Annotated in this window: 12 protein-coding genes; 4 read left to right on the top strand and 8 right to left on the bottom strand. The window is 42.4% G+C overall.

Annotation, left to right across the window (positions count from 1 at the left end):
• The first annotated feature begins 10 nt into the window (after window positions 1-10).
• The 3 genes from D0T50_RS10265 to topA all read left to right on the top strand — a co-directional run bounded on the left by D0T50_RS10265 (window position 11) and on the right by topA (window position 7,189).
• Window positions 11-3,028 (top strand): tetratricopeptide repeat protein, encoded by a 3,018-nt coding sequence (locus tag D0T50_RS10265; protein WP_163223441.1) that lies wholly within the window; start codon window positions 11-13, stop codon window positions 3,026-3,028.
• Window positions 3,025-4,674, top strand: a complete 1,650-nt coding sequence (locus tag D0T50_RS10260; protein ID WP_239058249.1) for a TonB-dependent receptor — start codon at window positions 3,025-3,027, stop codon at window positions 4,672-4,674. The genes D0T50_RS10265 and D0T50_RS10260 overlap by 4 nt, the downstream gene beginning before the upstream one ends.
• Window positions 4,675-4,837: 163 nt before the next feature.
• Window positions 4,838-7,189 (top strand): type I DNA topoisomerase, encoded by a 2,352-nt coding sequence (topA, locus tag D0T50_RS10255; RefSeq protein WP_163223440.1) that lies wholly within the window; start codon window positions 4,838-4,840, stop codon window positions 7,187-7,189.
• A 59-nt stretch (window positions 7,190-7,248) separates the two neighbouring features.
• On the opposite strand, the gene gltX is transcribed toward topA, so the two are convergent.
• Window positions 7,249-8,763, bottom strand: coding sequence for a glutamate--tRNA ligase (gene gltX / locus D0T50_RS10250; RefSeq protein ID WP_163223439.1), 1,515 nt, complete (start codon window positions 8,761-8,763; stop codon window positions 7,249-7,251).
• 97 nt (window positions 8,764-8,860) lie between these two features.
• Between gltX and D0T50_RS10245 the strand changes: the two genes are divergently transcribed.
• Window positions 8,861-10,918: an HD family phosphohydrolase gene (locus tag D0T50_RS10245; protein ID WP_163223438.1), complete on the top strand. Its 2,058-nt coding sequence runs from the start codon at window positions 8,861-8,863 to the stop codon at window positions 10,916-10,918.
• Here D0T50_RS10245 and D0T50_RS10240 read toward each other — a convergent pair.
• From D0T50_RS10240 to D0T50_RS10210, 7 genes are all read right to left on the bottom strand, one after another.
• Window positions 10,898-11,365: a low molecular weight protein-tyrosine-phosphatase gene (locus D0T50_RS10240; protein ID WP_163223437.1), complete on the bottom strand. Its 468-nt coding sequence runs from the start codon at window positions 11,363-11,365 to the stop codon at window positions 10,898-10,900. The two genes, D0T50_RS10245 and D0T50_RS10240, sit on opposite strands and share 21 nt — an antisense overlap.
• Before the next feature lies 1 nt (window position 11,366).
• A complete protein-coding gene (gene priA, locus D0T50_RS10235; RefSeq protein WP_163223475.1) occupies window positions 11,367-13,829 on the bottom strand; it encodes a primosomal protein N' in 2,463 nt (820 codons plus the stop codon).
• Window positions 13,830-13,894: 65 nt separating this feature from the next.
• Complete coding sequence (locus D0T50_RS10230; RefSeq protein ID WP_163223436.1) at window positions 13,895-14,494, bottom strand: porin family protein; 600 nt, start codon at window positions 14,492-14,494, stop codon at window positions 13,895-13,897.
• A gap of 635 nt (window positions 14,495-15,129) precedes the next feature.
• Window positions 15,130-15,357 carry a hypothetical protein gene (locus D0T50_RS10225; RefSeq protein ID WP_163223435.1) on the bottom strand — a complete coding sequence of 76 codons (228 nt, stop codon included), beginning with the start codon at window positions 15,355-15,357 and terminating at the stop codon, window positions 15,130-15,132.
• Between the two features lie 467 nt (window positions 15,358-15,824).
• Window positions 15,825-17,474, bottom strand: a complete 1,650-nt coding sequence (locus D0T50_RS10220; RefSeq protein WP_163223434.1) for an AMP-binding protein — start codon at window positions 17,472-17,474, stop codon at window positions 15,825-15,827.
• A 44-nt stretch (window positions 17,475-17,518) separates the two neighbouring features.
• Entirely contained in the window at window positions 17,519-18,094 is a 576-nt protein-coding gene (locus D0T50_RS10215) for a helix-turn-helix domain-containing protein (RefSeq protein ID WP_163223433.1), read from the bottom strand.
• A gap of 119 nt (window positions 18,095-18,213) precedes the next feature.
• Entirely contained in the window at window positions 18,214-20,958 is a 2,745-nt protein-coding gene (locus tag D0T50_RS10210) for an alpha-amylase family glycosyl hydrolase (protein ID WP_163223432.1), read from the bottom strand.
• Window positions 20,959-21,029: the final 71 nt, after the last annotated feature.

The following is a 21,029-nucleotide window of genomic DNA, read 5'->3' as shown; positions in this document are numbered from 1 at the left end:
AAGAACACCTATGAAGAGTAGATTTTCCCACCTCATCTTTGTCCTTCTGTGCTGTGTGCCTTGTATGATTCACGCACAAGCAAATGAAAGCATAACTTCGCCACAGAAACTGTTTACCGAAGGAAGAGATCTGTTTTTGCAAAAACATTACGCTGCTGCTATGCCGCTATTACAAACCTATCTCAACACCACGCCCGAGAGCAACTACCGAATGGAGGTGGAATATATGCTGGTTTGTACTGCTTATGAGTTGAAAGATAAAGAAAGTATCACACTACTTGAGACCTATATGGAGAAGTATCCCGATACGCCTTATAGTAATCGATTGTATGCTTTAATGGCTTCTACTTATTTTTTCCAAGAGAAATATGATGAAGCAGTGGCAATGTTCAATTCTTCGGATCTCTCTTTGCTTGCCAATGATGAACGTGATGAAATGACCTATAACAAAGCGGTTTCTTACATGGCGATAGGAAATATAAAAGAAGCTGCCATCTGGTTCAGAACACTACAGGCAACCAGCGGAGCGTATCAGGAAGACGCACAATATTACCTTGCCTACATCCAGTATATGCAAGGAAGTTATGATGAAGCCTTAAAAGACTTCCTGCCTTTACAAAACCACCCCAAGTACAAAGCGCTCGTTCCTTATTATATAGCGGAAATTTATCTATTGAAGGGGCAATACGACAAAGCTGAAATCGTAGCACAAAACTACCTTTCGGCCTATTCCAATAACGAACATACCAGCGAAATGTATCGCATCCTCGGCGAAGCCTATTACTATTGGGCGCAATACCATAAAGCGGTTCCTTCCTTCGAAACTTATTTGAAGAGTGAAACCACGCCTAAACGTAATGCTTTATATATGCTTGGTATTGCTTATTATAAAACAGGAGTCTTCTCCAAAGCCGCTCAAACACTTGGGCGAGTAACTACCGAAAACGATGCACTTAGTCAGAATGCCTACCTGCATATGGGACTTTCGTATCTTGAACTTGCCGAAAAGAATCAAGCACGCATGGCATTTCAACAAGCGGCAGCTTCGGATGTCAACCGGCAAATCAAAGAACAAGCAGCATACAACTATGCGCTCTGTATTCATGAAACTTCCTACTCTGCTTTTGGTGAATCGGTAACCGTGTTTGAAAACTTCCTTAATGAATTCCCCAATTCGCAATACACCAGTCAGATAAGTAATTACTTAGTGGAAATCTACCTCAACACCCGCAGCTACGAGGCAGCACTTACTTCCATCGAACGTATTGCGCGCCCAAGTAACAAGATACTGGAAGCCAAGCAGAAAATACTATTCCAACTAGGCACCGAAGCGTTCACTAATGCCTCTTTTGATAAGGCGATAACTTATTTTGATCAGTCCATCGTGCTGGGAAGACATAATGTACAAACACAAGCAAACGCCTGTTACTGGCGTGGCGAGTCTTATTATCGTTTGAATAGGCTGCAAGATGCAACACGCAACTTTACCGATTATCTACGTCTCACCAGCCAGAAAGAAACAGAGATGTATGCCTTAGCACATTACAATTTGGGTTACACTGCTTTCCAACAAAAAGAGTACGAACGCGCACGTACTTGGTTTGATCGCTATGTGAAATTTGCCGCCCAGACAAATAAAGAAACGTTGGCAGATGCTTATAATCGAATTGCCGATAGCTATTTCCATACCCGTCAATTCGATAATGCCAAGCAATATTATGCGCTGGCAGAAGGAATGGGAACTACTGCGGGCGATTATTCCTTCTATCAATTAGCATTGGTTTCGGGTCTGCAGAAAGATTATGCCGGGAAGATTACCTTACTGAACCGCCTGCTTGGTAAATATCCTTCCTCAACATACGCACTGAATGCTATGTACGAAAAAGGTCGCTCGTATGTGCTTATGGAGAACAACCAACAAGCCATTGCATCGTTTAGCGAGCTGCTGGACAAGTATCCTAACAGCCCATTGAGTAAAAAAGCTGCTGCCGAGATTGGTTTGCTTTACTACCAGAACGGAAATTACGATAAGGCAATCGCTGCTTATAAGAAAGTAGTAACCGACTATCCGGGTAGCGAAGAGGCACGCCTGGCACTTCGCGATTTGAAATCTATTTTTATAGATATGAACCGAGTGAATGATTTTGTTGAGCTTACTGCTACCTTACCCGGTGATATTCGTTTCGATGCCAGTGAACAAGATTCACTAACCTACATCGCTGCCGAAAAAGTATATATGCGCGGACGAGTAGAAGAGGCAAAAGAAAGTTTCAATAAATACCTGCAAAGCTTTCCACAAGGAGGTTTTAGTCTGAATGCTCACTACTATCTCACACTGATATCTAAGGAACAAAACAAATCTGACCTTGTACTGGTGCACACGGAGAAATTATTAGAGTACCCCGACAGCCCTTTTGCCGAAGATGCACTCATTATGCGTAGCGAAGTCCTGTTCAACCTATATCGTTATTCAGAGGCGCTTGTAGCATACAAACAGCTGAAAGAGAAAGCCTCAACACCCGATCGCCGTCTACTGGCAAAGACCGGTATATTGCGTTGTGCATACCTCACCCGAAACCATATAGAAACAATTCACGGCGCAACCGACTTACTTGCCGAAGCAAAACTGTCGCCGGAACTTTACAATGAAGCCTTATATTATCGCGCCAAGGCTTATATCGCAGAAAAAGCAACCGAGAAAGCAACTGTTGACCTACGCGTGCTCGCCAAAGACACCCGTACTGCACAAGGAGCCGAAGCAAAATATTTAGTAGCTCAATATATGTACGATGCAGGCAACTACATCGGTGCAGAAAAGGAATTACTGAATTTCATTGACCAAAGCACCCCACACATGTATTGGTTGGCAAGAGGCTTTGTATTATTGTCTGATGTATACATGTCCACGGGCAAAGAGCTTGATGCCCGCCAATATCTCTTGAGTTTGCAGCAAAACTACAAAACACAAGACGATATTCAGGAAATGATAGAAAGCAGATTACAGAAACTAAAGAACAACGAGTTATGAAAATTAATAGAGCCAAGATAGAAAAAAGCAGCGCCATTTTGTTTGCTGCACTGCTAATAGGTGGAAACACTCTTTCATTGAGCGCACAAACACAGCCTAAAGATACGACCCTCAACCGTACAGTAGTGGTAGAGCAAGAGTACAACCCCAACATTATGGATGCACGGAAGATTAATGTACTTCCTAAAGTTGATGAGATAACCGTAACGCCAAAGTCGGTAGAATATGACGGAACAATCTTTCCGGCAACTTCTATTCCGGGTTCACCTATGGAGGCTTTCACAGGAAAGGAAGTACAAAAAGAACCGACAAAGGGGTATGCCCGTTTAGGATATGGCAATAGAGGAAACTTAGATGTGAGAGCTAATTACTTACTCCTTTCCACACCACAAGACCGGTTGAACGTGTCATTTAGTGTAGACGGGATGAACGGAAAGCTTGACCTGATAGATGAAGATGGCAAATGGAGAAGTCGCTTCTATCGCACAAAGGCAGGTGCATACTACTTACATCAGTTTGGCAAGATAGACCTTAACCTTGAAGGCAACTTTGGGGTAAGCAACTTCAACTATCTTCCGGCATCGTTGTATGCTAATCAAAACCACACATCGGGCGATGTACGTGTTGGATTAAAATCCAAAGATAATGCTTATGCACTTCACTTCGATATAGGTACAGGATTACTGTTGTTCAAAAAGAGATATGGTAATTCGGATAGTGAGACCATTGTACGTACTCATGCTAATGTAGCAGGTGATATATCTGATGAACAACTTGTTGGAGTATCTTTAAAGATGGACAATATCTTTTACGATGGAGAAAAGAAATATGATAACCGCACAGCTTTACGTGCAACCCCCTATTATGAATGGAATGGCGAAAACACTAAACTGCATTTAGGTGCTAATGTAGATTTTGCTTCCGGCAGTGGTAAGTCGTTCAGAGCATCACCGGATGTGAAAGCATCCTATCTTTTCTCCGATTCATACGTGTTGTATGCACAGGCTACCGGCGAACGTTTTGTAAATGATTTCCGCCGGTTGGAGGAAGTCAGTCCTTATGCGGTTTCTGCCAGTTGGTTGGATGATACGTACGAACAACTAAATGCACAAATTGGTTTCAAAGCAAGCCCGGTTAGCGGACTTTGGTTCAACATCTTTGGTGGCTACCAATTACTGAAAGACGACCTCATTCCAAGAACCGATTTTTACATAGGAGGTCCTGCCCGTGACCACAATGTTTTTTATCAGGAAAAGACCAGTAACCTTAATGTAGGAGGTAAGCTGTTGTATAACTACAAAGACCGTTTCGCTGTTTCTGCAGAAGGTACTTACTATAATTGGGATGCGGACGAGAATATTAATTTGCTTCTTAAACCAGAGTTTCAATTCGATTTCAGAGTAGATACTAAATTTCTTCCCGAGCTGAACTTAGGGCTAAATTATCAATACATAAGCAGAGTCGACGCAGAGTACAACCCAGAAAATGCTGTCAATAATCTGGGCGTAAGTTTAACATACGAGTTCCATAAAGGAATTTCTATTTATGCCAAAGGAAGCAATCTGTTGAACAAGAAATACTCTTATAGCGTTAATTACGTTGTGCAAGGAATTAACTTCGTTGGTGGACTGGCTTTTCGTTTTTAACCCTTGTTTTTGTCAAAAACTGCAATTTTATTAAAAAAAGAAGAGAAACTCGTTAGAGAATAAGGTGCGCAAAAGGTTTTTTTCTACTTTTGCGCCAAACTTCCAAAGCCTATATATAATAAGGTATAGGCAGAACCCGGAAAGATAGAACATCGAGAGTAGTATGCAGAAAAATCTTGTAATAGTTGAGTCTCCTGCGAAAGCAAAGACAATTGAAAAGTTTTTGGGGAAGGACTTCAAAGTTCTTTCGAGTTTTGGGCACATTCGCGACCTAAAGAAAAAAGACTTTAGTATTGATGTAAACGATCATTTTAAACCCGTGTATGAAATACCTTCAGAAAAGAAGAAACTGGTAACAGAATTGAAAGCTGAAGCAAAGAAAGCGGATATGGTTTGGCTAGCTTCCGATGAAGACCGCGAAGGAGAAGCTATCGCTTGGCATTTGTACGAAGTATTGGGACTTACTCCTGAGAAAACAAAGCGTATTGTGTTTCATGAAATTACCAAATCGGCAATATTAAAATCGATTGAAACTCCCCGAAACATTGATTTAAATCTGGTAAATGCTCAGCAAGCACGTCGTGTACTCGACCGCATTGTGGGTTTTGAGCTTTCTCCCGTACTATGGAAGAAAGTAAAACCTGCACTCTCTGCCGGACGTGTTCAATCGGTTGCTGTTCGTTTAATTGTAGAACGTGAAAGAGAGATTATCAACTTCAAGAGTGAAGCTGCTTATCGGGTTACCGCAGTGTTTATGGTTCCCGATGCCAATGGTGTATTGGTGGAAATGAAAGCAGAACTTGGACGCCGATTCAAATCAAAAAAAGAAACAGCCGCTTTCTTAGAAGGCTGCAAAAATGCAGCTTTCGAAATAGAAGATATTGCAACCCGCCCGTTGAAAAAAAGCCCGGCGGCACCATTCACAACATCTACGTTGCAACAAGAAGCTGCACGTAAGTTGGGTTTCACGGTTGCACAAACAATGATGGTTGCACAGAAGCTATACGAATCAGGAAAGATTACATATATGCGTACCGACTCGGTAAACTTATCTGATTTTGCTGTTTTTGGTAGTAAAGATGCCATAACTAATATGATGGGCGAGAACTATGTGAAAATTCGTCACTATGCTACCAAAACCAAAGGAGCACAAGAGGCACACGAAGCCATTCGCCCTACCGCTATGGATAAAAGCAGCATCAGCTCTACCAGCCAGGAAGGCCGACTATATGACTTAATCTGGAAACGCACCATTGCTTCGCAAATGGCAGATGCCGAATTGGAAAAGACAACAGCTACCATTAAGATAACTAACTCAACAGAGAAGTTTGTTGCTACCGGTGAAGTTATTAAATTCGATGGTTTCTTGCGCGTGTATAGAGAATCGTATGATGATGATGTAGAACAAGAAGACGAAAGCCGTTTATTGCCTCCAATGAAGAAGGCTCAACAACTGAGTCAACAAGAGATTGTAGCTACCGAACGCTTCACACAACGTCCTGCCCGATATACCGAAGCTAGTCTGGTTCGCAAACTGGAAGAGCTTGGCATTGGTCGCCCGTCAACATACGCCCCCACTATTTCTACTATTCAACAACGCGAATATGTAGAGAAAGGAGAAAAAGAAGGAGAGAAACGTTCATATAACGTGCTGACATTAAAGAATAATCAAATTACAGATAAAAGCCAAACCGAAGTTGTTGGTACAGAAAAAGCCAAACTTTTCCCTACGGATACCGGCATTGTGGTAAGCGATTTCTTAACTGAGTATTTCCCCAGTGTTCTTGATTATAATTTCACAGCAAACGTAGAAAAAGAATTTGACGAAGTAGCCGAGGGAGAAAAGGATTGGACAAATCTGATGACGAACTTCTACAAAGAGTTTCATCCTTCGGTAGAGAACACACTTTCCATGAAAAACGAGCATAAGGTAGGCGAACGTGTACTGGGTGTAGATCCTATTACAGGTAAACAAGTATCGGTAAAGATTGGCCGTTTTGGACCTATTGCTCAGATTGGATCTGCCGATGATGAAGACAAGCCTCGTTTTGCACAATTGGTAAAGGGACTTTCTATTGAAACGGTAACACTCGAAGAGGCACTTGAACTGTTTAAGCTCCCACGCACGTTGGGCGAATTTGAGGGAAAGAGCGTTGTAATTGGTGTAGGCCGTTTTGGACCTTATGTGTTGTGTGATTCAAAATACACATCGCTTCCTAAAGGTTCGGATCCAATGACTATTACACTCGAAGAGGCTATTGAGTTAGTTAAAGTTAAGCGCGAAGCAGCATCGCAGAAAACGATTAAATCGTTTGATGAAGACCCAGAGCTTCAAGTGTTAAACGGTCGTTATGGCCCTTACATTGCATATAAAGGAACAAACTACAAAATACCGGCTAAAACTATTCCTGCCGAGCTTACACTCGAAGCTTGTATGGAGATTATTCAGTCGCAAGCTGATAAAGCTGGTAAACCCAAAGCAAAACGCGGGCGGGCTACAGCAAAAAAGAAATAGTATAAACAGTAATGGCGTTTCAATTTGAAACGCCATCACTGTTTATATAAGTACAAAAATTATTTCAGCATTTCTACTGCCTTGCGTAAGCGGGCCAATGTTTCTTTCTTGCCCAAAATCGCAGAAATATCAAACATATGAGGTCCTTTCCCTTCGCCCACTAATGCCAGACGGAAAGCATTCATTATATTGCCGGTATGGTATTCTTTTGCAGCAATCCAGTCCATAACAATGGCCTCTTGCGTTGCTGCAGAAAAATCATCTATGTTAGCCAACACATCGGCTAGTTCGCTCATGCAAGCTGCCGAGTCTTCCTTCCAGCGTTTCTTTACCGTTTTTTCATCGTATGCATCAGGTGCCATGAAGAAGAAGCTACTCGCATCCCACAATTCTTTCACGAAGTTGGTTCTTTCCTTTACCAGCCCCACTATGGTAACTACTTTTTCGAAAGGTGCTTCAATACCATGTTCCTTTAAGGTAGATAGGAACATCTCCGCGATTTCTTCATTAGGTTTTGCTTGAATATACTGGTGGTTGAACCAGATTCCTTTTTTATAGTCAAACTTAGCTCCCGATTTGCTACAACGGCTCAAATCAAAAAGACGAATCATTTCATCCATCGACATGAATTCCTGATCATTACCCGGATTCCACCCCAACAGAGCAAGGAAATTGTTCACCGCATCCGGCAGGTAGCCCGATTCACGATATCCACTGGAAATATTGCCATCCTTATCTATCCATTGTAGTGGAAATACAGGGAAACCCAACTTATCACCATCACGTTTGCTTAGCTTACCATTTCCTTCGGGTTTCAATAGCAACGGAAGATGCGCAAAAGCAGGCATACTTTCTTCCCAGCCAAAAGCACGATACAGCAACACATGTAGCGGAGCAGAGGGTAGCCATTCTTCACCACGTATCACATGACTTATCTCCATTAAATGATCGTCGACAATGTTTGCCAAGTGGTAAGTAGGTAGCTCATCGGCCGACTTGTACAAAACCTTATCATCAAGTACCGAAGAATTGTAGGTAACATCCCCACGTATCAGGTCGTATACATGTACATCTTCGTTAGGCGTTATCTTTATACGAACCACATATTGCTCTCCTTCACTAATTAAGCGTTCCACTTCCTCTTTGGGAAGGGTTAAGGAGTTACGCATTTGTCCTCTTGTAGAAGCGTCATACTGGAAGTTAGCTATTTCGTTGCGCTTGGCTTCAAGCTCCTGTGGGGTATCAAAAGCTAGATATGCCTTATCGTTATCTATTAACTGTTGCACATATTTTTTGTAAATATCCCGACGTTCGCTTTGACGGTAAGGACCATATTTTCCTCCAACACCTACACCTTCATCAAAATTCAGGTTTAACCACCTAAAGGCTTCCTGTATGTACTCCTCGGCACCCGGAACAAAACGTTGAGAATCGGTATCTTCTATACGTAAAATAAAATCTCCTCCATGCTGACGGGCAAAAAGGAAATTATACAAAGCAGTACGTACTCCACCTATATGTAGTGGCCCGGTAGGACTTGGGGCAAAACGAACTCTTACTCTTCTTTCTGACATAATTACTTAATATATAAATGAATATGGGCAAAATTACGGCTTTTCTTCCAATACTATTATTTTTTTTAGTACTTTTCGACAAAATTACTGAAGCATCATGAAGCAGATAAAAAATACATTCAACAAAGATATACTTACAAAGGTAGTTATATTTGTTGTTACAGTGTCGGTTATTGTGTACTTCTTACCACGCAACAGCAAGTTCAATTATCAATTTGAATTAAACAAACCGTGGAAGTATGGGCAGCTGATTGCTACCTTCGACTTTCCTATTTATAAGGATGAACATACCGCACAGAAAGAGCAAGATAGTTTACTTAGACACTTCCAACCTTATTTTGAGTTTAACAAAGAGATTGAAAAAGAAGTACTAAACAACCTCAAAGATAACTACAATAGCTCACTAAGACATATTCTCCCCTCTACCGACTATGTGCGATATATTGAGAAGATGTTGAAAGAAATTTATCAGGCGGGGGTTATTACCAACGAAGATGTAGCTATGCTACATCGGGATAGCACACTTTCCATCCGTGTTATCGAGAAGAAAGAAACCACCAACCGGTATACAGACGGCTTGTTTACCATAAAGGAAGCCTACGAATATATCTTAAGCGCAAATCCTAAATATGATCAGGACATTTTGCGACAAGCTGCTATTAATGAGTATATCTATGCCAACCTAGTCTTCGATAAAGAGCGTAGTGAAGCTGTTAAAGATGAACTATTTCACAATTTCTCTTGGGCAAAAGGCATGGTGCAAAGCGGTCAAAAAATCATTGACCGTGGAGAGATTGTTAGCAAGGAACAATACCAAATACTCGAGTCACTACGCAAAGAATCATCCAAACGAAGTGCTATAGGGACACAAAAACACTTTGTTCTATTTGGGCACATTGGCTTTGTTGCTTCTATGGTAATTTGTTTGATGCTCTTTATTCAGATGTTCAGGAAGGATTACTACCAAAAGCCAAGGAGCTTAATGTTGATGTTCATATTAATTATTTTCCTCTGTTTGGTTACTTCATTTATGATGTCGCGCAATTTTTTTAATGTCTACATTGTGCCCTATGCAATACTTCCTATCATTGTCCGGGTCTTCTTAGATTCGCGCACCGCATTCATTTCACACGTTATTACCATACTTATTTGCTCTATTACCTTAGGATCTCCTTATGAATTCCTGTTATTGCAACTTCCTGCGGGGTTGGTTGCTATCTATAGCTTGCGTGAACTGTCGCAACGTTCACAACTTTTCAACACAGCTTTCCTGATAGTACTAACCTATTGTGTTATTTATTTCTCTTACGAGTTGGTTGTGGAGAACGACCTTGCCGATCTTAACCGAAGGATGTATATTTACTTTATAGTAAATGGTATATTCTTGCTTTTTGCTTATCCCTTTTTGTATTTGTTCGAGAAAGTATTTGGGTTTACCTCCAATGTAACACTTGTGGAACTCTCCAATATTAATACACCATTACTAAGACGTCTGTCCGAAACAGCTCCCGGAACTTTTCAACACTCTATGCAGGTGGCTAATCTGGCTGCTGAGGCTGCCATACAAATTGGTGCGAAGAGCCAGTTGGTACGTACAGGAGCACTGTATCATGATATAGGGAAACTGGAAAATCCGGCGTTTTTTACTGAAAACCAACAAGGAGGTCTCAATCCACACAGTAAGTTGTCGTACGAGCAAAGTGCCCAGATTGTTATTAACCACGTGAAAGATGGGCTTAAACTGGCAGAGAAGAATAACCTTCCCCGTGCCATAAAGAATTTTATCTCAACACATCATGGCAAGGGTAAAACGAAATACTTTTATATCTCGTGGAAGAACGAACACTCTGGCGAAGAACCGGATGAAGCAATGTTTACCTATCCCGGTCCTAATCCATTTTCCAAGGAGACGGCTATTCTGATGATGGCGGATGCTGTGGAAGCCGCTTCACGAAGTTTACCCGAATACACGGAAGAGTCTATAGAGCAGTTGGTCGAAAAGATTATCGACGGTCAGGTTAACGAAGGCTACTTCAGGACATGTCCTATCACGTTTCAGGACATTGAGAAAGTGAAAGAAGTCTTTAAGAATAAACTAATGACCACGTATCACACCCGTATCAGCTATCCGGAGTTAAATCAAACGACGAAGTAATCCTTCACACGCATCTTCGAGTAGGTCAATCACATACTCAAAGCCCGAAGAACCACCATAATAAGGGTCGGGTACATGATCAGCATCACTGTATGTAGTGCAATATTCTGTCATCCGATGAATCTTTTTCCACTCCTCAGGAGATGGCGCACGCTGCTTTAGGTCAGTGATATTGCGGTCGTCCATGCCAATGATAAGATCAAAATGATAGAAATCTTCTGTACGCACCGGTCGCGAACGCGAGGTTAAGGTATATCCGCGACGTGAAGCATGTTGTCGCATGCGCGAATCGGGTAACTCACCTTCATGATAATCAAGAATACCGGCAGAGTCTATGACAAAATCCTGTTCCAGTCCGGATTCCTTAATTAAACGGAGCATTACTCCTTCTGCCATTGGCGAACGGCAAATATTTCCTAAACAAACAAATAATATCTTTTTCTTCATACTACATAGGGTCTACATCGTAATAGACAATCATTGATTTATACTGTTCCTGACAAAGCATCTCTTGTTGTACACGTCTGAGCAGTTCTTTCGCGTTGGCAACAGAAGCTTCGCTTTCTATCTTTACCATTATCTTGCGGATATGCAGGGTTTGCACACGGGCAACGGGTGGCTTGTCGGGTCCTAATATACGGTTGTTGAAGATGGCTTGTAGTCTTGCTGCCATTTCGTAAGCCATTTGATTTACTAACTCGGCGTTTCTACTTTTCAGGTAAACATAAATCAGGCGGTAGAAAGGTGGATATTTGAATAGCTGTCTTTCGGCAAGTTCGTGTTCTGCCATCTGTTCATAGTCATTGGTCATTACCTGATGAATAATGGCGTGTTCCATGCTTCTTGTTTGCAACACTACAAGTCCTTGTTTATTCTTCCGTCCCGCTCGTCCCGAAACTTGTGCCATCAGTTGATATGCCCGCTCATGCGAACGAAAATCAGGATAATTCAGCATTGTATCCGAGTCAAGAATACCCACTACACTCACATTGTCAAAGTCGAGACCTTTAGAAATCATCTGTGTGCCAATTAGTATCTTTGTCTTACCCGATTCAAAATCGGCGATAATCTTTTCGTATGCCACACGCGAGCGAGTAGTATCTAAATCCATACGGGCAACAGTCACCCCGGGAAACAACTCTTTTACTTCATCTTCTATCTTTTCCGTGCCATAGCCTTTGCTTCTTAACTCTGTCCCTTCGCACGCCGGACAAGCCTTAGGTAGCTGATAGGCTGCCCCACAGTAGTGACAAGTCATTTGGTTGAGTTCTTTGTGGTACGTCAAACTTACATCGCAATGTTGACACTTGGGTACCCAACCACAAGTTTTGCACTCCATCATCGGCGCAAACCCACGCCTATTCTGAAACAGGATAATCTGCTCTTGCCTCTCCAACGCTTCACGCATTTGTTTCAACAAGTATGGAGAAAAAGCACCAACTATCCTTCTCTTACGCCGAAGTTCCTTAATATCCACAGGAACAACTTCCGGTAGCTTGATGTCTTGATATCTTTCTTTCAATTCTACCAACCCGTACTTTCCGTGTATAGCATTATAGTAGGACTCTACGGATGGCGTGGCAGTACCCAGCAAGGTTTTTGCTCCATAAAAAGAGGCAAGCACAATAGCAGCATTGCGCGCATGATAGCGCGGAGCAGGGTCTTGCTGCTTATAGGTATTTTCGTGCTCTTCGTCTACAATAACCAAACCCAGATTTTTGAACGGGAGGAAGATGGACGAACGTACTCCTAATATTACCGCATAAGAATCATCACTTAGCTGCTTTTGCCAGATTTCTACACGCTCGGCATCGGGGAACTTAGAATGATAAATACCCAATTTCGCACTAAACACCCGCTTCAATCGTTCGGTAATCTGTGTGGTTAGTGCTATTTCGGGCAGCAAATAAAGTACTTGTTTCTTTTGGCGGATAGCCTCTTCGATGAGATGAATGTATATCTCTGTTTTTCCACTCGATGTAACACCATGCAGCAGGCAGACGTTTTTCTTTTCAAAAGAACAAACAATTTCATCATGTGCACACTGTTGATTCCTGTTGAGCGGATTTAATGATGTCACGTGGTTTTCCAAGTGTTTTTCAAGACGACCAACTTCGCTTTGATATACTTCGAGAACGTTTTTCTCTACCAACACATTGAGTGCTGCCTGAGTAGCCGACGCGCTTTTCAGCAACTCTTTTTTTAATACCTCCTTCGGATAGGTTGCTTCAGCATAATTAGAAAGCTCAAGGTATTTCAGTAATAATTCCTGCTGTTTAGGCGCACGCTTTAGGGCATCAATAAATATCTTCAGAAACATAGGCGATGTTGCCTTTTCTGCCAACCGTACTTTTGTTTCTGTTTTGGGTTTATATGATTTACGAAGTTCCTCTTTTACAAACAACGCTTCTTTATTGAGTAAACTCTTTACTAAAGGAAGTATATGCTTATAGCCGCTTTGCTTTTCCAGTTTGGTAATAGTAAGTTCTTCTTCACGGCTCAACAGGTCGAGAATCTTTTGTTCTTTCTCCGGAAGTACTTCGTCCGCTTCAAAATCGGGATTATAAACCACCACAGTTTCGCTTTCCAGCTTAAGTCCCGAAGGTAATGCCGCCTTACAAACATCTCCTTGTGTACAAAGGTAGTAATCGGATAACCACTCCCAGAGCTTAAATTGTTGGGGCAGCAGTATCGGCTGTTCGTCGAGTATGGAGAACACCTCTTTTATCTCGTATCCTTCGGGGGCGTTGGAGTGAACATTCCGCACAATGCCCGTGTAGTATTTCTTCTTTCCAAAAGGAACAACCACACGCACACCCGGCAGGGGGAGATTGGTCACTTCATCGGGTAGCGCATACGTAAAGCATCCGGGAAGCGGCAAGGGCAATATCACATCCACATATTTCTTCATGCTACGCGCAAAGATACAAAAAAAGCCTCCCCGAAGGAAGGCTTCCATTTATATTGAACGGTTACTTAGAAAATATAAGCAACAGATACTTGCCAGGTTTTAGTTTTGTAGGAGTCACCATGCAATGCATCAGAAAACTTAGCCGAGTCATTCAAGGGCATGTTATAGTTTACACCCAACTGCAGGTGGTTAAGTAACTTCAAACCTGCTCCCAGATTAATGGCAAGCTGAGCATTCTTCATCTTAACTTCGCTGAACGAGCTTATTTTATCATCTCCCGACAGGTTGAAGAAGAAGCTTGGCCCTGCAGCAATATATATACCGGCAAGGCTACCCAGTCCGAACGTATATTTTAAGTTAATTGGCACTTCAATACCGTTTTGCTTTACTGTTTCATCTACAGCGCCATCTTTACTACCAAACTTCACTCCTTTTTGCGAATATAGCAGAGATCCATCTACTCCTAAACCAACGATTGGGATTGTAATATCAACCATAGGACCTATAAAGAAGCCTGTAAAGTTATTTGTCTTAAGGTCATCTTTACTAAATGACGCTTCGGCAAGGTTCAAACCTCCTTTTACACCCAACTTAATTTGCGCTTGTGCAGGTATAGCCATACCAACAGTCAATGCTATAACTAAAACGCTGATACATTTTTTCATAATTGTTGTTTTTTAATGTTACGGGGCAAAGATATATAATCTTTTATTACTTTTGGAGTAAAAGCCCTGCAAAATAGAACAATGGCGGGTAGGGATTGTTCATAAAGCACCCTGTCCTACCTCAGTCCGTTACTCCACTATGAGACTTTTATCCTTTGGATAACGTACTTTATAAAGCAAATCTATTTCTTCTTTTTGCGCTTTTTTGTCATAATAGGTTGTATTAAGAACACGTATATCACAAAGATAAATCTTTTATCGGTTGGCGAAATTAATTTAGTGCTTATTTTATCGGTTCAATGGCCTAATATACCCTCCAAATGCCGTTTTACGAAATAGGTCTTCACCTTCACATATCGCTGTAAGTAAATGGTGGTGAGAAAGTTACGTGTGAAGGCACCCTTTTTTATCCTTCACAGGGTCTTCACAACCAATTTTTTGACTGTTTTTGTGGTAAGAAAACACTGGGAAACAGGTCGAAAACCAGTCAGAAGTGAAGCAAAAACCAGTCAGAAAAAGAGATTGCTTAAAAGTGTGTGTTGTCAGCCATAGTCTCATTGATTGCCAGCCTATGGCTCATGACCCGTCAGCCATAGGCAGATGGTTCGTCAGCTTATGGCTCGTGGTCGGTCAGACTATGGCAGAATTAATTTCGCTATGGTTTTGTTTCCCAACCAAAAATACGAGTAATTTAAGTGTGTCTGCCCCAAACCAGACTGATCTTTGTAATAAGTAAGTGCGATAGTTATCAGGGAATCATTCAGCGGCAAGTCGTTTCTATCCATTGCCTGCGAAAGTAACAAGCAATAATCAGCTTGCTGTTTACCGGTTAGTTCCTGTGGCGCGGCAATGGTCTGAAGCATCTGCAGGGCGCTATCGGGTATTGCGACATAAGAGATTCGGCCCTCTCTAATTGTTTTTCGATAGATGAGGGTGTGCAAGCGCACAATAAAAGCAAAGCCAGGGTAGCAATGGAACCTATCTTTCGGGACATAGTAGCTATTTTTATTCTAATTGTACTCACCCACCAAAAGTACGACAAATTTAGAAACAAGCAATAATGACGATAGGAAGAAACAGTAAATGTAAAACATTATCTTAACGAAGGCCACTGACTAAGTTTGCGGAAAGTGCGAATTGTTTACATAAAACCCGCCTCACAGCACCCTGTGAGGCGGGTTTTATAAATGCAGCATTTGATGACTTCGAAATGCAGCAAACCACTTAATCGAAATGCAGCATTTCGATTACGACAAATGCTGCATTTGTAAGTGGCGGTTTGCCGGGTTCTTTTAAGATGTAATATTTTATTTAAGAAAGAACAAAGGCATTATACAATCTCAATGCCTTTTTCCTTGCACAGTTTCACACCCAGCTCTTTGAGTTTGAATTTCTGTATCTTGCCGCTTCCCGTCATAGGGAATTCATCGATAAAGAAGACGTATCTGGGTATTTTGTAGCGGGCTATCTGGTTGCGACAGAAGTCTTGTACATCCGACTCCTGTAGCTTGGCATCCTCTTTCAGAATAATGAACGCACCTACTGCTTCGCCATATTTGGGCGAAGGGATGCCGGCTACCTGTACATCTTTCACACCTTCGAGCTTATAAAGGAATTCTTCTATCTCGCGTGGATAGATGTTTTCGCCTCCGCGAATAATCATATCTTTGATACGACCCGTAATGCGGTAATTACCGTTTTCGTCTTTCACACCAAGGTCGCCCGAATGCAGATAACCATTTGCATCTATTACTTCGGCAGTGGCTTGCGGATTTTTATAGTAACCACTCATTACATTGTAGCCTTTACAACACATTTCGCCTTGTACACCAACGGGACATTCTTCGCCTGTTTCGGGGTCGAGCACTTTTACGTCGGTAAACTCGTAGTCGCTTCCAACAGTGTTGCAACGCGTTTCGAAAGAATCGTCAATACGGGTTTGTGTCATACCGGGAGAGGTTTCGGTAAGCCCATATACACTGGTGATGCGCATAAACATCTTTTCTTGTACCTGCTTCATCAGTTCGATGGGGCAAAGCGAACCAGCCATGATACCGGTGCGAAGGCTCGACATATCGAACATATCGAACATCGGGTGGTTTAGCTCGGCTATAAACATGGTAGGTACACCATAGAGCATGGTACAACGTTCCTTATGAATAGACGCTAACACTACCAAGGGGTCAAAACGCTCTACCATAACCTGTGTAGCGCCATGTGTAAGTGTACACATAGTAGCCAGCACAATGCCGAAGCAGTGAAAGAGTGGCACGCAGCAGCAAAGTTTATCGTCGCCTGTTACCTCCATGTGTTCGCCGGTGAGGTAACCATTGTTGGCTATGTTGTGGTGCGATAACATAACACCTTTAGGAAATCCGGTGGTACCAGAAGTATATTGCATATTCACAATGTCGTGGCAGGTAACCTTCGATTTCAGTTCAAGTAGTTGCGCGTCTTCTATGTTGTGTCCAAGCACCAATAGCTCTGATGTATTGAACATGCCACGATGCTTTTCTTGTCCTACATAGATTACATTTTTCAGGTAAGGAAAGCGTTCGCTTTTAAGATGTCCACGTTCGCATTCGCGAAGTTCGGGTAGCATATTGTAAGTCATCTGCACAAAGTCACTATCTTTCTCCCCATTTACAATGCAGAGCGTGTGCATATCCGAGTTTTGGCACAAATACTCCAGTTCGGATTGTTTGTAATTGGTATTAACAGTGATGTAAACTGCACCTATTTTGGCACAGGCATAAAGAAGTGTGAGCCAGTCGGGTACATTAGCAGCCCATATTCCTACGTGCGTACCTCTTTCTACACCAATAGAGATAAGTCCTTTTGCCATATCGTCTACACGGCGATTGAATTGTTCCCAAGTAAAGCGTAAGTTACGATCGGAATACACGATGGCTTCCTTATGCGGGGTAACATCAGCCCAGTGTTCCAGCCACTGACCTAATGTTCTATCAGATAATTGCATGTGCGTTTAAATCTTTTGTTGGTGGTTTTATTTTGTTTATTTGCTTACACCGGTGTGTAAACTACGGCTAAAATCTTAGCAGCTTCTCCCTGATAGGCATGTACATGATGAGGCACGATAGAGTCATAGTAGATGCTATCGCCTTCTTCGAGCAGATAGGTGTTTTTGCCGTAGCTTATCTCCATAGTACCTTCCAATACAAGAATAAACTCTTCGCCTTCGTGAGAAGAGAGGATATACTCGGTGTTTTCGGTTGTTTCCACATCAATGATGAATGGCTCCATGTGGCGGTCGGCTTTAGATTTTGCCAAAGAGTGATACACCATGTGCTTGCGCGACTGTGTAGCGTTGTTTGAGAAACTGATAGCATCTTGCGCACCATGCTTACGACAGATAGCAGGCCCTGTTTCGTCGTTATCGTCGAGGAAAGTACCTAAACGAACACCCAATACACGCGCTATCTTAATCAGCGGTGCCAGTGATGGGAGATCTATGTTATTTTCAATTCGCTCTATTTGTTCTACAGTTAAGCTCGAACGCTCTGCCAGCTCGGCTACACTGATACCTTTGTTCTCGCGGAGTCCTTTAATCTTTTCTCCTACGATTTTGCTTGTATCCATATCCTTTTGCTTATGATTTAATATTTAATTGCCGCAAAATTAGATAAATTTTCAAATAACAGCAATATAATGAGATAAATAATAAGTAAAAGCAACAGAAAGTAGTAATCTCTTACTTTTTATAGCACAAACTTACATACCTGCACACGGCCATCAGGAAAATGACCGCGTGCTAAATAGTGACCCGATGGAAGTGCAAATAGTCCTACTGAACTTACATTCTCCACATGCTGTAGCAGTACACCATTTATGGAATATATCTCTATCGTAGCGGTTTCGTCGCCTGCTATTTCCAACCGTTCCGTGCTCCTATTATAATATAGGAGTGCACCTTCTGCTTGGGGGATATCTCCTTCAATCCCCGTTGCCGGATCGAAGTTGAGGTAGAGCAAAAACGACCTTGCCGGTACAGAAATCGTTTGATTCAGCGTTTCAACGGTTATGGATGTACCGGTCATGTAGTTGTACCACACGCCTGTATTGGGGAATGTTACTGTATACGAACCCGCAGTAGAAGTAAAATTACCTACTACCACCATCCCTTTGTTGCTAGCAGTAGAAGTGATAAAACGTCCTGCATTCCAGTTAGTCGTTCCTACCTTCCAACTAAAGTTAGCATCGGAGGCAAATAGTTCGGGATGCTCTGCGCGCAAAGTAATGAGTTTACTATAAGTGTCGTACAAATCTTTGCGATACGAGTTATCGTAATAGCTCCACATAACGGGTTTCTCGCCGGTTCGTCCGTTGTAATCGATGGAATAATCGTATGCTAATTCGCCAAACTGCCAAATCATTTTAGGTCCGGGCACGGTAAAGAAAAAGGCAGCGTTTGTCTTAGCAAGGTTTACGCGTTGGCTGAGATAGGTTTGCAGGTTGCCGTCTCCGTAAGTTTTCGCTTTGAAAGCGGTGCGTTCTTCATCGTGACTTTCCATATAGGCAATTAAACTTCCGGCAGGCATACTTGTTCCTGCATACACACCCGAGAAATCACTATCGGCTTGAAATCCCATCGCTGTTTGACAATACGCACTGTTCATATTTCGCCATAACATGATTCCCTCTTCTCCCAGTTCTTTCTCTTCTTGCGCCGCAGTGAGGTGCTCAAAGATAACATACGCAGCAGGATTGCGCTTCCAAACTTCGCTTGCCATACGTTTAAGTATAGCAATACGAGCAGGGTCGTAACTGCTTGCCCAGTCGGATGGATTGGTATAAGGAGTATTGGAGAATCCCTTGGTAAAGTCATAGCGAAATCCATCTACATTGTACTGCCCCATCCAGAAAGAAGCCACACTATCTACCAGTGCTTGGGTATATTCGCTTTCATGGTTAAAATCGTATCCCCAGCTCAAACCTGTATTGGCAATATTGGACTGCACATTATACCACGGATTATCTGCCGACGGATTGCCCGCTGCATCCTTATATAATAAGTAGAAAGGAGATTGCCCATAGCTATGGTTAAGCACCAAATCGAGGATAACCGCCATGCCACGCGCATGACATGCGTCGATAAACGCTTTCAAGTCGTTCTTTGTTCCGTAATATTTATCGGGGGCAAAGTAGAAAGAGGGATTATAGCCCCAACTACTATTTGCTTCAAACTCGTTGACGGGCATTAGTTCAATAGCGTTTATGCCCATGCCTTGCAGATAATCCAATTTATCGATAGCCGCTTTGTAGGAATGCGCAGTGGTAAAGTCGCGAATTAACATCTCGTAGATAACCAATTGATCTTTATGCACAGCAGCAAAGTCGGTAACCTGCCAGTTGTAAGGCTGTTGTGCGGTTTGCAGAACGGAGACAATGCCAATAGCCTTGCCAGTGGGATATGCTTTCAGATTGGGATAAACCGAAGTGGGAATAGCAGCATCATTTTGTGGGTCGAGTATCTTCTCGGTGTAAGGATCGGCAATATAGATATTTCCATCTACCAGATATTGAAAAGCATATTCCTCACCGGGGGTAAGTGCTGTAAGTGTTATCCAGAAGCAATCGCCATCTTTCTTTAATTGATAGTCGGACAGTGCTTGCCAATCATTAAAATCGCCTACGGCATACACACTTTTCTTCCCGGGAGCTTGCAATACAAGGGTTACTTCTGTGTCGCTTTGGTAGTTAATTCCCGGACGCACACCGGCAGGCATTGGTGCCTCTACCGTAGTACCCAATACATTTACCTGGCGGGTAGCAGTTACTGTTTTGCCATCGGCTGTTGCTTCGGCTGTTATGGTGTAAGTTCCGGCTTGTGCAAATGTATATGTGCTTGTTATCTCGGTTGCGTTCGTGGTGGTGGCTACCTGCTGCTCATCTACAAATAGTTTGAGCGTAGCCGCTTGCGAAGCGGTTGCTTTAAGATTAGCTACCTCGCCAATTGAGATAGCAGTTCCTTCGGCAGGCAAGTCGATGCGTAGCGTAAGCCCTTCTTGATACACCACCACAAAAATATCTTTACCACCTGTATCCTTTCCCTCTTTGAAGGTATCGGCACTGCGAAACACAAATGCCATTTTCTCTATAGTCTCGCCCTCGGGGACACCATAGTACGTACGGATATCGGGAGTGATATTAAGTTGCCACTTGTCGTTTCCAAGCGATTGCAGTTTATATTTTTCTGCATTGGTGCCCCACGCAGGCGCATACATCCAATTAGCATCAGTGGCACTTTTGTTGGTAACAACACCTGTGTGTGCATATACCTCGCCGCTAAATCCTTTCAGTCCGGCTGTTCCCTGCGCTGCATCGAATATAATCGTTACCGCTGAATTTTCTGTTGGAAACTCGGGGGTAACGACCACTATTTGTGCTACAGCAGAGAGTGCCGATAATAGGATAAATAGAAAAGGAAAGATTATTTTTTTCATATCAGACTGCGGGTGTTAAGATGAAAAGATTGAAGACTGCCCGCAAAACAGACAGTCTTCAACACAAATAT

Origin of the sequence: Bacteroides sp. 214, from assembly GCF_010501015.1 — a bacterium.
Taxonomy (GTDB): domain Bacteria; phylum Bacteroidota; class Bacteroidia; order Bacteroidales; family Bacteroidaceae; genus Bacteroides.
Note: the sequence above shows the minus strand (reverse complement) of the source record. Positions and strands in the feature narration are given on the sequence as shown.

Excerpts from the sequence above, each read along its gene's own strand:
- D0T50_RS10265 (WP_163223441.1), top strand. The coding sequence starts at position 11 with ATGAAGAGTAGATTTTCCCACCTCATCTTTGTCCTTCTGTGCTGTGTG.
- D0T50_RS10260 (WP_239058249.1), top strand. The coding sequence starts at position 3,025 with ATGAAAATTAATAGAGCCAAGATAGAAAAAAGCAGCGCCATTTTGTTT.
- topA (WP_163223440.1), top strand. The coding sequence starts at position 4,838 with ATGCAGAAAAATCTTGTAATAGTTGAGTCTCCTGCGAAAGCAAAGACA.
- gltX (WP_163223439.1), bottom strand. The coding sequence starts at position 8,763 with ATGTCAGAAAGAAGAGTAAGAGTTCGTTTTGCCCCAAGTCCTACCGGG.
- D0T50_RS10245 (WP_163223438.1), top strand. The coding sequence starts at position 8,861 with ATGAAGCAGATAAAAAATACATTCAACAAAGATATACTTACAAAGGTA.
- D0T50_RS10240 (WP_163223437.1), bottom strand. The coding sequence starts at position 11,365 with ATGAAGAAAAAGATATTATTTGTTTGTTTAGGAAATATTTGCCGTTCG.
- priA (WP_163223475.1), bottom strand. The coding sequence starts at position 13,829 with ATGAAGAAATATGTGGATGTGATATTGCCCTTGCCGCTTCCCGGATGC.
- D0T50_RS10230 (WP_163223436.1), bottom strand. The coding sequence starts at position 14,494 with ATGAAAAAATGTATCAGCGTTTTAGTTATAGCATTGACTGTTGGTATG.
- D0T50_RS10225 (WP_163223435.1), bottom strand. The coding sequence starts at position 15,357 with ATGCTTCAGACCATTGCCGCGCCACAGGAACTAACCGGTAAACAGCAA.
- D0T50_RS10220 (WP_163223434.1), bottom strand. The coding sequence starts at position 17,474 with ATGCAATTATCTGATAGAACATTAGGTCAGTGGCTGGAACACTGGGCT.
- D0T50_RS10215 (WP_163223433.1), bottom strand. The coding sequence starts at position 18,094 with ATGGATACAAGCAAAATCGTAGGAGAAAAGATTAAAGGACTCCGCGAG.
- D0T50_RS10210 (WP_163223432.1), bottom strand. The coding sequence starts at position 20,958 with ATGAAAAAAATAATCTTTCCTTTTCTATTTATCCTATTATCGGCACTC.